Annotated in this window: 11 protein-coding genes; 9 read left to right on the forward strand and 2 right to left on the reverse strand. The window is 67.8% G+C overall.

The window, feature by feature from the left end:
* Positions 1-77 precede the first annotated feature (77 nt).
* From AACG61_RS08330 to metK, 5 genes are all read left to right on the forward strand, one after another.
* Entirely contained in the window at positions 78-1,202 is a 1,125-nt protein-coding gene (locus AACG61_RS08330; RefSeq protein ID WP_411836677.1) for a hypothetical protein, read from the forward strand.
* A 123-nt stretch (positions 1,203-1,325) separates the two neighbouring features.
* Entirely contained in the window at positions 1,326-3,146 is a 1,821-nt protein-coding gene (gene typA / locus AACG61_RS08335; protein WP_411836678.1) for a translational GTPase TypA, read from the forward strand.
* A gap of 235 nt (positions 3,147-3,381) precedes the next feature.
* A complete protein-coding gene (locus AACG61_RS08340) occupies positions 3,382-4,038 on the forward strand; it encodes a WHG domain-containing protein (protein ID WP_411836679.1) in 657 nt (218 codons plus the stop codon).
* A 48-nt stretch (positions 4,039-4,086) separates the two neighbouring features.
* A complete protein-coding gene (gene ahcY, locus AACG61_RS08345) occupies positions 4,087-5,490 on the forward strand; it encodes an adenosylhomocysteinase (RefSeq protein WP_411836680.1) in 1,404 nt (467 codons plus the stop codon).
* A 4-nt stretch (positions 5,491-5,494) separates the two neighbouring features.
* Complete coding sequence (gene metK / locus AACG61_RS08350) at positions 5,495-6,673, forward strand: methionine adenosyltransferase (RefSeq protein ID WP_411836681.1); 1,179 nt, start codon at positions 5,495-5,497, stop codon at positions 6,671-6,673.
* A 36-nt stretch (positions 6,674-6,709) separates the two neighbouring features.
* On the opposite strand, the gene AACG61_RS08355 is transcribed toward metK, so the two are convergent.
* Entirely contained in the window at positions 6,710-7,183 is a 474-nt protein-coding gene (locus tag AACG61_RS08355; protein ID WP_411836682.1) for a type II toxin-antitoxin system RatA family toxin, read from the reverse strand.
* A gap of 85 nt (positions 7,184-7,268) precedes the next feature.
* Between AACG61_RS08355 and AACG61_RS08360 the strand changes: the two genes are divergently transcribed.
* Entirely contained in the window at positions 7,269-7,448 is a 180-nt protein-coding gene (locus AACG61_RS08360; protein ID WP_411836683.1) for a hypothetical protein, read from the forward strand.
* A gap of 146 nt (positions 7,449-7,594) precedes the next feature.
* On the opposite strand, the gene AACG61_RS08365 is transcribed toward AACG61_RS08360, so the two are convergent.
* Entirely contained in the window at positions 7,595-8,434 is an 840-nt protein-coding gene (locus AACG61_RS08365) for a neutral zinc metallopeptidase (RefSeq protein ID WP_411836684.1), read from the reverse strand.
* 144 nt (positions 8,435-8,578) lie between these two features.
* Between AACG61_RS08365 and AACG61_RS08370 the strand changes: the two genes are divergently transcribed.
* From AACG61_RS08370 to gyrA, 3 genes are all read left to right on the forward strand, one after another.
* Positions 8,579-9,157 carry a YqaA family protein gene (locus tag AACG61_RS08370; RefSeq protein WP_411836685.1) on the forward strand — a complete coding sequence of 193 codons (579 nt, stop codon included), beginning with the start codon at positions 8,579-8,581 and terminating at the stop codon, positions 9,155-9,157.
* Positions 9,154-9,627 (forward strand): disulfide bond formation protein B, encoded by a 474-nt coding sequence (locus AACG61_RS08375; protein WP_411836686.1) that lies wholly within the window; start codon positions 9,154-9,156, stop codon positions 9,625-9,627. Before AACG61_RS08370 ends, AACG61_RS08375 begins: the two co-directional genes overlap by 4 nt.
* A 106-nt stretch (positions 9,628-9,733) precedes the next feature.
* Complete coding sequence (gene gyrA, locus AACG61_RS08380; protein ID WP_411836687.1) at positions 9,734-12,520, forward strand: DNA gyrase subunit A; 2,787 nt, start codon at positions 9,734-9,736, stop codon at positions 12,518-12,520.
* Positions 12,521-12,546 lie beyond the last annotated feature (26 nt).

Genomic DNA, 12,546 nt, shown 5'->3' on the forward strand with positions numbered 1-12,546 from the left:
ATCATCTACATCGTCGGCCTGGTCGTCGTCGTCCTGTTCATCCTGTCGTTCCTCGGCCTGCGCTGAAAGGGATCACCATGACTGAAAACCTCAACGCCGCCGGCAGCACGCCGCGCGGTCACGTCGATTGGGCCTCGATCCTGGCGGGTGCCGCGATCGCGACGGGCGCGTCGGTCGTCTTCACCGGCTTCACCGCGGCCATCGGACTGGGTTCGGTCTCGGCCGAGCAGGGCGAGGGTCTGGGCACCTTCGCCTTGATCCTGGTCGGACTGTTCGCCTTCGTGTCGATGATCGCGGTCTATGGCCTCGGTGGCTATGTCGCCGGGCGGATGCGGGCGCGCGGCAGCGCCACCGAGGACGAGACCGAGGCCCGTGACGGCGTGCACGGCCTGACGGTCTGGGCGATCGGCATGATCCTGACCGGCATCGTCGCGGCCGGTGCCGTCTCCAGCGGCGTGCGCGCGGCCGGAAACGCGGCGACCACCGCGGTCGAGGCGACCGGCGCGGCCGTCGGCGGCGCTCTGCAGGGCACGGGCCAGCTGGCCGGCGGCATCGTCGGCGGCGTGGGCCAGGTCGCGGGCGGCGCGATCAGCGGCGTGGGCCAGCTGGCCGGCGGCGCGATCAGCGGCGCGGGCGAGGCCGCGGGCGGCGCGGACCAGATGGGCGGCAACCCGCTGGACTATGTGACCGACCGTCTGCTGCGCTCGGAGGCTGCGGCCCCCGATCAGTTCTCGAACGAGGCGATCCGCAGCGAGGTGGGCAACATCCTGTCCAGCATCCTGCGCACCGGCGAAGTCGATGACGGCGATCTGGACTATCTGCGCAACGCGCTGGCCGCCCGCACCGACCTGACCCCGGCGCAGATCGACGCCCGCGTCGAGCAGGCCGTGACCGGCGCCCAGGATCTGCGCGCCGAGGCCGAGGCCCGCATCGAGGAAGCCCGGACCCAGGCCGAACAGGCCCTGGCCCAGGCCGAACAGCGCGCCCAGGAGGTCAAGGCCGAGGCCGAGCAGCGTCTGCAGGAGGCGCAGGACGCCGCCATCGCGGCCGCCGAGACCGCCCGTCGCGGTGCCGTCTGGTCGGCCCTGTTCCTGGCGGTGTCGTCGCTGATCGCGGGCCTTGCGGCCTGGATGGGCGCCATCAAGGGCGGCAACGACCGGGATGCCGGCCGCGTCTGGTCGGGTCTGACCCGCCGCCGCTGAGCCGCTTCTGACACCACGTCACGGGACCCCCGGCCTGCACGGCCGGGGGTCCTTGGCCATTTGCGGGCTTTCAATCGCGGCCCTTATCCGCTACGGCAGCCGCGAAACCTAAAGAAGGCCGTCATGGACATCCGCAATATCGCCATCATCGCCCACGTCGACCACGGCAAGACCACCTTGGTGGATCAGCTGCTGCGTCAGTCGGGGTCGTTCCGCGAAAACCAGGCCGTCGCGGAACGCGCGATGGACAGCAACGACATCGAACGCGAACGGGGCATCACCATCCTTGCCAAGGCCACCTCGGTGGAATGGAAAGGCACCCGCATCAACATCGTGGACACGCCGGGCCACGCCGATTTCGGCGGCGAGGTCGAGCGCATCCTGTCGATGGTCGACGGGGTCTGCCTGCTGGTCGACGCCGCCGAAGGCCCGATGCCGCAGACCAAGTTCGTGACCTCCAAGGCGCTGGCCCTGGGGCTGCGCCCCATCGTGGTGCTGAACAAGGTCGACAAGCCCGCGGCCGAACCCGACCAGGCGCTGGATTCGGTCTTCGACCTCTTCGCCAACCTGGGCGCCAATGACGAGCAGCTGGACTTTCCGCATGTCTATGCCTCGGGCATCGGCGGATGGGCCGACGAGACGCTGGACGGCCCTCGCCAGGACATGTCGGCGCTGTTCGACCTGATCCTGCGCCACGTCCAGCCGCCCAAGCAGATCGCCCGCGCCGCCGAGCCGTTCCAGATGCTGGCCACCACGCTTGGCGCCGACCCCTTCCTGGGCCGCCTGCTGACCGGCCGCGTCGAGGCGGGCACCGCCAAGGCCGGCGACACGCTGAAGGCGCTGTCGCGCGACGGCGAGCGGATCGAGCAGTTCCGCATCAGCAAGATCCTGGCCTTCCGCGGCCTGACCCAGACCCCGATCGACCTGGCCGAGGCCGGCGACATCGTCACCATCGCGGGCATGGCCAAGGCCACCGTGGCCGACACGCTCTGCTCCCCCGAGGTCGAGACCGCCCTGCCCTCGCAGCCGATCGATCCGCCGACCATCAGCGTGACCTTCGGCATCAACGACAGCCCGCTGGCCGGCCAGGACGGCAAGAAGGTCCAGAGCCGCGTGATCCGCGAGCGCCTGATGCGCGAGGCCGAGGTCAATGTGGCCATCAAGGTCGAGGACACGCCGGGCGGCGACGCCTTCATCGTGTCGGGCCGGGGCGAACTGCAGATGGGCGTGCTGATCGAGAACATGCGCCGCGAGGGCTTCGAGCTGTCCATCAGCCGCCCGCGCGTGATCTTCCGCGAGGAGGACGGCCAGCGCCTGGAGCCGATCGAGGAGGCCATCATCGACGTGGACGACGAATATACCGGCGTCGTCATCGAGAAGCTGACCGGCGACCGCAAGGGCGACCTGGTCGAGATGAAGCCCGCCGGCGTCGGCAAGACCCGCATCGTGGCCCATGTCCCCTCGCGCGGCCTGATCGGCTATCAGGGCGAGTTCATGACCGACACGCGCGGCAACGGCGTGCTGAACCGCATCTTCCATGACTGGGCGCCCTACAAGGGTCCGATCCAGGGCCGCCGCCAGGGCGTGCTGATCAGCATGGAGAACGGCGTCAGCGTCGCCTATGCCCTGTGGAACCTGGAAGAGCGCGGCAAGATGTTCATCGGCGCGCAGGAACAGCTCTACACCGGCATGATCATCGGCGAGCATTCGCGCGACAACGACCTCGAGGTGAACCCGCTGAAGGGCAAGAAGCTGACCAACGTCCGCGCCTCGGGCACGGACGAGGCGGTGCGCCTGACGCCGCCGGTCCGCATGTCGCTGGAGGAGGCCATCGCCTACGTCAACGACGACGAGCTGGTCGAGGTCACGCCCAAGAACATCCGCCTGCGCAAGCGTCACCTGGACCCGCACGAGCGCAAGCGCGCCTCGCGCAGCGACGGCTGAACGGCCCCCCGCAGACTGGTAGGTCCGCCCCTGATCCGGGCGGACCTGTCTATTTGGATATGTCGCGCAGGCGACACAACGTGCTAGTCTGAACAGGCTCGTTCTGCCGTGGGACCGATTTTGCGTCCTTTTGGAACTTGGTTCTGAACCGTGCGTTCTACCATTAGTTTCCCCTGCGGTGTATTTTAGTTAATTCGCTTTCGTTCTGACGTCCTTCACAACGGATCGGATCGCCATGAGACACCCGACCTCGACCAGAGACCCGCGCGGCCTGCATGAACGGGCCATCAGCACCGTCATGATGCTCCTGGAGGAGCAGCAGAGCAGCATCCCCACGATCGAGCGGATCGCCGGCCTGCTGGGCGAGCCCGAGGACCGGATGCGCACGCTCTATCCCCAGGATCGCGATCTGCTGATCGTGGGCGTCGAAGGCGCGCTGGTCGTGCTGATCGACACCTGCACCAAGGCCGTCGTCCAAGTCGATCCGCGCGACCCCATCGCGCAGTTCGTGGCCTTGGGGCATGCCTATCTGGACTGGGCCGACCGCTATCCGATGCCCTTCCGGCTGCTGCAGGACAGCACCCCCCTGGATACGATGTCCATACCGACGCTGCGCCGCTACATGGAATCGCTGCACGACCTGATGATGCGCATGCTGAAGCGGGCGCAGGAGGAGGGCCGCCTGCACCCCGCCGAGAACATCGAGACCCTGACCCTGTCGGCGCGCTGCTTCGTGTCAGGTGCCGCGCGGATGGTGGTGGATGGGCGCCTGCGTCAATGGGCTCCGGGCGCCGATCCGCTGACCATGGCCAAGGCTTTGACCGCCGATTTCGTGCGCCGCATGGCCCGCAGCAGCCAGCCCCAGGGGCGTCACAAGCCTGTGGCGGTTTAGCCTCTTTCGGTCAGGGGGGGCTTGCGCTATCCCGGTTGCAACCCGTGAATGACCGAAAGAGCAGCCGTGACCGATTACATCATCAAGGACATCGCGCTGGCCGACTACGGCCGCAAGGAACTGGACATTGCCGAGACCGAGATGCCCGGTCTGATGGCGCTGCGCGCCGAATACGGCGAGACGAAGCCCCTGGCCGGCGCCCGTATCGTGGGCAGCCTGCACATGACCATCCAGACCGCCGTGCTGATCGAGACGCTGGTCGATCTGGGCGCGGATGTCCGGTGGGCCTCCTGCAACATCTATTCGACCCAGGACCATGCCGCCGCGGCCATCGCCAAGGCGGGCGTGCCGGTCTTTGCCATCAAGGGCCAGAGCCTTGAGGAGCACTGGGATTACTTGGACCGCTCCTTCCAGTTCCCCGAGGGTCCGAACCTGATCCTGGACGATGGCGGCGACGCGACGCTCTACATCCTCTTGGGCGCGCGTGCCGAGGCGGGCGAGGAGATCATCCCCGTCCCGCAATCGGACGAGGAAGCCGTCATCAAGGCCCAGATCGCCAAGCGTCAGGCCCAGTCCCCCGGCTGGTTCACGAAGATGCGCGACCAGATCGTCGGCGTCTCGGAGGAGACCACGACCGGCGTGCATCGCCTCTATGACCTGATGAAGAACGGCCAGCTGCCCTTCCCGGCCATCAACGTCAACGACAGCGTGACCAAGTCGAAATTCGACAACAAGTACGGCTGCAAGGAATCGCTGGTCGACGGCATCCGCCGCGCCACCGACGTCATGATGGCAGGCAAGGTCGCCGTCGTCTGCGGCTATGGCGACGTCGGCAAGGGCTCGGCGGCGTCGCTGCAGGGCGCGGGCGCGCGCGTGAAGGTGACCGAGGTCGATCCGATCTGCGCGCTGCAGGCCGCGATGGACGGGTTCGAGGTCGTGACGCTGGAGGACGTGGCCGACAGCGCCGACATCTTCATCACCACCACCGGCAATCGCGACGTGATCCGTCTGGAGCACATGCGTGCCATGAAGGACATGGCGATCGTCGGCAATATCGGCCACTTCGACAACGAGATCCAGGTGGCGGCGCTGCGCAACCACAAATGGACCAACGTCAAGGATCAGGTGGACATGATCGAGATGCCCTCGGGCAACCGCATCATCCTGCTGAGCCAGGGCCGCCTGCTGAACCTGGGCAACGCGACGGGCCATCCGTCCTTCGTGATGTCAGCCAGCTTCACCAACCAGGTGCTGGCCCAGATCGAGCTGTGGACCAAGGGCGACGAGTACAAGCCCGGCGTCTACATCCTGCCCAAGCATCTGGACGAGAAGGTCGCCCGCCTGCATCTGGAGAAGGTCGGCGCGAAACTGTCCAGCCTGTCGCCGGAACAGGCGGCCTATATCGGCGTTACGCCCGAAGGCCCCTTCAAATCAGATCATTACCGGTATTGAGCGCATGAGCGAGTATTCGACCTTCACCTCGGAATCCGTGTCCGAGGGCCATCCCGACAAGATCGCCGACCAGATCAGCGACGCGATTCTGGACGCGATCCTGGCCGAGGACCCGCGGGCGCGCGTCGCCTGCGAGACGATGGTCAAGACCGGCGTCGCGATCATCTCGGGAGAGATCACGACCAGCGCATGGGTGGACCTGGAATCCATCGTGCGCGACGTGATCAACGACATCGGCTATACCAGCAGCGACGTGGGCTTCGACGGATCGACCTGTTCGGTGATCAACATCATCGGCAAGCAGTCCCCCGAGATCAACCAAGGCGTCGACCGCGAGAGCCTCGAGGAGCAGGGCGCGGGCGACCAGGGCCTGATGTTCGGCTATGCCTCGGACGAGACCGACGTGCTGATGCCTGCGCCCATCACCTATGCCCACCGCCTGGTGGAGCGTCAGGCGGCGGTGCGGCGCGACGGCACGCTGCCCTGGCTGCGGCCGGACGCGAAATCGCAGCTGACCATGCGCTATGGCGCGGATGGCCGCCCCGAGGCGATCGACGCGGTGGTGCTGTCGACCCAGCACAACCCCGAGATCGGCCTGGCCGAGCTGCGCGAGGCGGTGATCGAGGAGATCATCCGTCCCGTCCTGCCGGCCGAATGGCTGTCGGACGCGACCAAGTTCTTCATCAACCCCACCGGCAAGTTCGTGATCGGCGGTCCGGTCGGCGATTGCGGCCTGACGGGGCGCAAGATCATCGTGGACAGCTATGGCGGCATGGCGCGCCACGGGGGCGGCGCGTTTTCGGGCAAGGACCCGTCCAAGGTGGACCGGTCGGCCGCCTATGCGGGCCGTTGGGTGGCCAAGACCATCGTCGCGGCCGGTCTGGCCAGGCGCTGCGAGATCCAGGTCAGCTACGCCATCGGCGTGGCCGAGCCGACCTCGATCAGCCTGAACTGCTTCGGGACCGAGACTGTGCCGGTAGAGCGCATCATCGCCGCGGTGCGTGAGGTCTTCGACCTGCGCCCCTTCGCGATCATTCGCGAGCTGGACCTGCTGCACCCGATCTATCGTCCGACGGCCAGCTATGGCCATTTCGGGCGCGAACCCTATGCGCTGAACGGCGCCACCGCCTTCAGCTGGGAACGGACCGACCGCGCCGACGCCCTGCGCGCGGCCATCGGCTGAACCGGAAGGGCCGCCCTGAGGGGCGGCCCTTTTCCGTCACGCCTGCGCGCCGGTGCCGTAGAGCCTGCGGGCACGGTCCTCGAACGCGCGGACGATGCGCGACATCGCCTCCTGAAAGACTACGCCGATCAGGCGTTGCAGGATCGCGTTCTTGAACTCGAAATCGACGAAGAAATCGACATGGCAGCCGCCCTCCGGACGGTCGGTGAAGGTCCAGCCGCTGCGCATGTACTTGAACGGCCCGTCCAGATATTCGGTGTCGATCTGCCAGACGCCGTCCCGCTCGGGCCACAGGACCACCCGGCTGCCGAAGCGCTCGCGGAACACCTTGAAGCTGATGACCAGATCCGCCGCCACCTCCTCGGCCCCGTCGGGGCGTATCTCGCGCGAGCGGATGCGGGCGGCGCTGTTCCACGGCAGGAACTGCGGATAGCTTTCGATATCGGCGACCAGACGGTACATCTGGCTGGCGGAATAGGGAAGGTTTCGGCTGTCGCGGTGTTTGGGCACGGGCTCTGGCTCTTGGTGGTTCGTCGCGGCGTCGGTTCGATTCGGGGACGCCCCTCGGGGCGGGACTTAACAGACGGGGTCCGTGATGAACATGATCTGGCTGCTGCGTGCGGCAAAATGGGCCCGCCGCCCGCCCAGTGCGCGCATGGTCGCGCTGGTCCTGGGGATCGTCGCGGCGGGGCTGCTGCTGGCCGGGCTGGAATGGCTGGGCCTCTGGCCGGACTGGGCGACGATGGAGACGCGCCCGCCCCGGCTGCCGCGCTGACGACCGCTGGCGGATCAGTCCTTGCGGGCGACCGGCACGGCGCGGGGTTTCGGTGCGCCAAGCGCGAGGGTGATGGCGAAGGCCGTCAGCAGGCCGGCGAATGTCAGGATCAGGGTCATCATGTCCTCCGATGTCGGAATGTCATCTCAAAGCGCGGTGCCGGAAAAGGTGTCGCATTGTCCCATGTCGCCCGAGTCAAAGCCGCGCATCAGCCATTCCTGCCGCTGCGCCGCGCTGCCATGGGTGAAGCTGTCGGGAACCGGCGTGCGGCCCGCGCCCGCCTGGATCACGTCGTCGCCCACGGCCTCGGCCGCGCGCATGGCCTCCTCGAGGTCGCCGGCCTCCAGCGTGCCGAACCGCTCCTGCGCCTGGCGCGCCCAGATCCCGGCATAGCAGTCGGCCTGCAGCTCGGTCGCGACCGAGATGCGGTTCGCATCGGCCTCGGACAGGCGGGCGCGCAGGCCGTTCACCTCGCCAAGCGTGCCTGTGAGGTTCTGGACGTGGTGGCCCACCTCATGCGCGATCACATATGCGGCCGCGAAGTCGCCGCTGGCCCCCATGCGCTCGCTCATCATGTCGAAGAAGTCGGTGTCCAGATAGACGCGCTGATCGCCGGGGCAGTAGAACGGGCCCATCGCCGCCGATGCGCCGCCGCAGGCCGACTGGACCGCGCCGCGGAACAGGACCAGGCGCGGCTCCTGATAGGCGATGCCCGCCTGTTCGGTCAGGACCGGCTGCCAGACCTCCTCGGTGTCGGCCAGAACCACGGACACGAACTGGCCCCATTCCTCGTCGCGCTGGCTGAGCTCGGTCGGCTGTCCGCCGCCCTGGTCCAGCTCGCGCACGATCGGGCTGACGTCAACGCCGAAGAAATAGCCCACGGCCAGCACGATCAGCGTGCCGGCGATGCCCAGACCGCCTGCCGCGGCGCCCATGCCACGGCGATCCTCAACGTTCCTGCTGCCCCGTCTGCCGCGCCATTGCATCTGTCGTCTCCGCCCTCTGTCGCGCCGAACGTCCGGATCGCCCCGAGGTTCCCATCCGTGTTCACAGACCCGCGACGGGACCGCATCGCGCTTGACGCCACGATCCCCGGAGGGGATGCACGGGGGATCATCGAAGGGACCGGAATGCTGCGCCGATTGTACGACTGGACCATGGGACTGGCGGCGCACCGTCATGCACGGGCTTCGCTGTTCACCGTGAGCTTTGTCGAGAGTTCCGTCTTTCCCATCCCGCCGGACGTGCTGATGATCCCCATGGTGCTGGCGCGGCGCCGGCAGGCCTGGGCCATCGCCTTCATCGCGACGGTCGGGTCGGTGCTGGGCGCGCTGCTGGGATACTGGATCGGCGCGGCGCTGATGGACAGCCTGGGGCAATGGGTGCTGAGCGCCTATGGCAAGCAGGACGCCTTCGAGCAGCTGGCCGCGCGCTTTGCGGAGCATGGGGGCTGGGCGGTGCTGTTCGCGGCGCTGACGCCCTTCCCGTTCAAGGTCATCACGATCTTCTCGGGTGCGGCGGGACTGTCGCTGCCGGTCTTCATCGCCATGTCGATCCTGGGCCGCGGGCTGCGGTTCTACGTGGTGGCGGCGCTTCTGTGGCGGTTCGGCGCCACGATCCACGATTTCATCGAAAGACGCTTGGGGATGCTGTTCACCCTGTTCATGATCGCCCTGGGTGGCGGCTTTGCGGCAGTGAGGTTCCTGTGACGGGCAAGAGACTGAGTTTCATCGCGGGCGCGGGATCGGCATTCCTGCTGATCGCCGCACTGGGCTTCCAGGCGGCGGGCTATGCGCCCTGCGAATTGTGCATCCTGCAGCGCTGGCCGCATGTGGCGGCGGTGGCGGTGGCCGTGCTGGTCTGGCTGACCGGGCGGGTGCGCGCGCTGGCGGTGCTGGGCATGGCGGCGGCGGGGGTCGCGGCGGGGCTGGCGCTCTATCACGTCGGCGTCGAGATGACCTGGTGGGCCGGACCGTCGCATTGTTCGGGCGGGGTCGGCGATCTGTCGACCATGTCCACGCAGGACCTGATGGCGCGGCTGCAATCGGCCCCGGTCGTGCGCTGCGACGAGATCGCGTGGCAGTTCCTGGGTCTGTCGATGGCCGGCTGGAACGCGGTCCTGTCGGCGGGTCTGGCGGTCCTCTGGGCCGTGGCGGCGCGGCGCGGCGAAAGGGCCTGATTCCGGTCGGGCACGGCGGGATTTCGGCCGGTTGCGGGCGGGGCGCGATTGCCCCTCGCGGCCGGCTCGGCTATACCGAACCCCAACTAGATGTTGAGGAATACCCGTGGCCGACACCCCAGAAGACGATCTGCCCGAAACCCCCGACGAGGGGACCGAAACCCGCGTCGTGATGCATCACGACGGCCCGGTGATCGACATCTCCGCGGAGATGCGGACATCCTATCTGGACTATGCCATGTCGGTCATCGTCAGCCGCGCGATCCCCGATCTACGCGACGGGCTGAAGCCGGTGCACCGCCGCATCCTCTATGCCATGGACGAAAGCGGCAACACCGCCGACAAGCCCTATCGCAAGTCCGCCCGTTCCGTGGGCGACGTGATGGGCAAGTACCACCCCCATGGCGACAGCGCGATCTATGACGCGCTGGTGCGGATGGCGCAGGACTTCTCCATGTCGCTGCCGCTGCTGGACGGTCAGGGCAACTTCGGGTCGATGGACGGCGATGCCGCCGCCGCCATGCGCTATACCGAGGTGCGCATGGACAAGGTCGCGAACTATCTGCTGATGGACATCGACAAGGACACCGTCGATTTCCAGGACAACTATGACGGCAAGGACCGCGAGCCGACGGTCCTGCCCGCGCGTTTCCCGAACATGCTGGTCAACGGCGCGGGCGGCATCGCGGTCGGCATGGCCACGAACATCCCGCCCCACAACCTGGGCGAGGTGATCGACGCGACGCTGGAGCTGATCGCCGATCCCGACCTGCCGACCGAACGCCTGCTGGAGATCATCCCCGGCCCGGACTTTCCGACCGGGGCCACGATCCTGGGCCGGTCCGGCGCGCGCAAGGCCTATCTGGAGGGTCGCGGCAGCGTCCTGATCCGCGCCAGGACCCATATCGAGGAGCCGCGCCGCGATCGCTTCGCCATCGTCATCGACGAGATCCCCTATCAGGTGAACAAGTCCGTCCTGATCGAGCGCATCGCCGAGCTTGCCAAGGAGAAGAAGGTCGAGGGCATCGCCTCGGTCCAGGACGAATCCGACCGGCACGGCGTCCGCGTGGTGATCGAGCTGAAACGTGACGCGACCCCCGACGTGGTGCTGAACCAGCTGTTCCGCTTCACCCAGCTGCAGACGACCTTTGGCTGCAACATGCTGGCGCTGAACGGCGGCAAGCCTGAACAGTTGGCGCTGCGCGACTTCCTGACCTACTTCATCGGCTTCCGCGAGGAGGTCGTCGCGCGCCGCACCGCCTATGAGCTGCGCAAGGCGCGCGAGCGCAGCCATGTGCTCTGCGGCCTGGCCGTCGCGGTCAGCAATGTCGACGAGGTCGTGGCCACCATCCGCAGCAGCGCCGACGCCGCCGAGGCGCGCGAGCGTCTGATGCAGCGGCGCTGGCCCGCCCATGACATCGCCGAATACCTGCGCCTGATCGACGATCCGCTGCACCCGGTGAACGAGGACGGGACCTACAACCTGTCCGAGACCCAGGCCCGCGCCATCCTGGAGCTGCGCCTGCAGCGCCTGACCCAGCTGGGCGTCAAGGAGATCACCGACGAGCTGCAGTCGCTGGCCGACAGCATCCGCGACTATCTGGCGATCCTGGCCTCGCGCGAGCGGATCATGCAGATCATCGCGGACGAGCTGCGCGAGGTGCGCGATCTGTTCGCCGTCCCGCGCCGCACCGAGATCGTGGACTGGTCCGGCGACATGATGGACGAGGACCTGATCGAGCGCGAGGACATGGTCGTGACCATCACCTCGGGCGGCTACATCAAGCGCACCGCCCTGGCCGAGTTCCGCGCGCAGCGGCGCGGCGGCAAGGGCCTGTCCAGCATGGCCACCAAGGAGGACGACGTCGTCACGACGCTGTTCGTGGCCAACACCCATACGGAACTGCTGTTCTTCACCACCGACGGCATGGTCTATCGCCTCAAGACCTGGCGGCTGCCGCTGGCCGGGCGCACCTCGCGCGGCAAGGCGATCGTCAACATCCTGCCGATCGACGCCGGCGTCAGCATCGCGGCGCTGCTGCCGATGGATGCACCCGAGACGGAATGGGAGAGCTATCAGGTCGTCTTCGCGACCGACGACGGCGACGTGCGCCGCAATGCGCTGTCCGACTTCACCAATGTCCGCGCGAACGGCAAGATCGCCATGAAGATGCCCGACGGAGTCAGCCTGATCGGCGTGCGTCTGGCGACCGAACAGGACGACGTGATGCTGGTCACCGCGCAGGGCCGCGCGATCCGCTTCCCGACCACCGCGGTGCGGGTCTTCAAGGGCCGCGATTCGACCGGGGTGCGCGGCATCCGCCTGGCCGAGGGCGACAGCGTCGTCAGCATGTCGGTCATCCGCCACTTCGAGGCCGACCCGTCCGAGCGCGTCGCCTATCTGAAGATGCGCCGCGCGGTGGCCGGTGCGCTGGACGACGGGGCCGAGGCCGACGAGGATGACGACACCCCCGAGGGCACCGTCACCCAGGAGCGCTACATCGAGATGTCGGCGGCCGAGGACCTGATCCTGACCATCACCGCCAAGGGCGCAGGCAAGATCAGCTCCAGCCACGACTATCCGGTGCGCGGGCGCGGCGGTCAGGGCGTGATGGCCATGGACCGTGCGATGCGGGGCGGCGCGCTGGTCGCCAGCTTCCCGGTGCAGGGCGACGACCAGATCATGCTGGCGACCTCGACCGGACAGTCGATCCGGGTGCCGGTGGACCAGATCAGCTTCCGTTCGCGCAGCGCGGGCGGGGTGCGGGTCTTCAACACCGCCGCGGGCGAGGTCGTGGTCTCGGTCGCGCGGATCGCCGAACAGGGCGACGCCGCCGGGCTGGAGCCGGGCGACGAGGCGCCGCCCGCCGGTCCCGACGCGACCGAGGCGTGACATCATCCGCCCGATCCCGCCTGCCG

Source organism: Paracoccus sp. ME4 (assembly GCF_046736325.1).
GTDB lineage: Bacteria > Pseudomonadota > Alphaproteobacteria > Rhodobacterales > Rhodobacteraceae > Paracoccus.

Coding starts and splice junctions, on each gene's coding strand:
- AACG61_RS08330 (WP_411836677.1), top strand. CDS start 78: ATGACTGAAAACCTCAACGCCGCCGGCAGCACGCCGCGCGGTCACGTC.
- ahcY (WP_411836680.1), top strand. CDS start 4,087: ATGACCGAAAGAGCAGCCGTGACCGATTACATCATCAAGGACATCGCG.
- AACG61_RS08365 (WP_411836684.1), bottom strand. CDS start 8,434: ATGCAATGGCGCGGCAGACGGGGCAGCAGGAACGTTGAGGATCGCCGT.
- AACG61_RS08340 (WP_411836679.1), top strand. CDS start 3,382: ATGAGACACCCGACCTCGACCAGAGACCCGCGCGGCCTGCATGAACGG.
- AACG61_RS08370 (WP_411836685.1), top strand. CDS start 8,579: ATGCTGCGCCGATTGTACGACTGGACCATGGGACTGGCGGCGCACCGT.
- AACG61_RS08360 (WP_411836683.1), top strand. CDS start 7,269: ATGAACATGATCTGGCTGCTGCGTGCGGCAAAATGGGCCCGCCGCCCG.
- metK (WP_411836681.1), top strand. CDS start 5,495: ATGAGCGAGTATTCGACCTTCACCTCGGAATCCGTGTCCGAGGGCCAT.
- typA (WP_411836678.1), top strand. CDS start 1,326: ATGGACATCCGCAATATCGCCATCATCGCCCACGTCGACCACGGCAAG.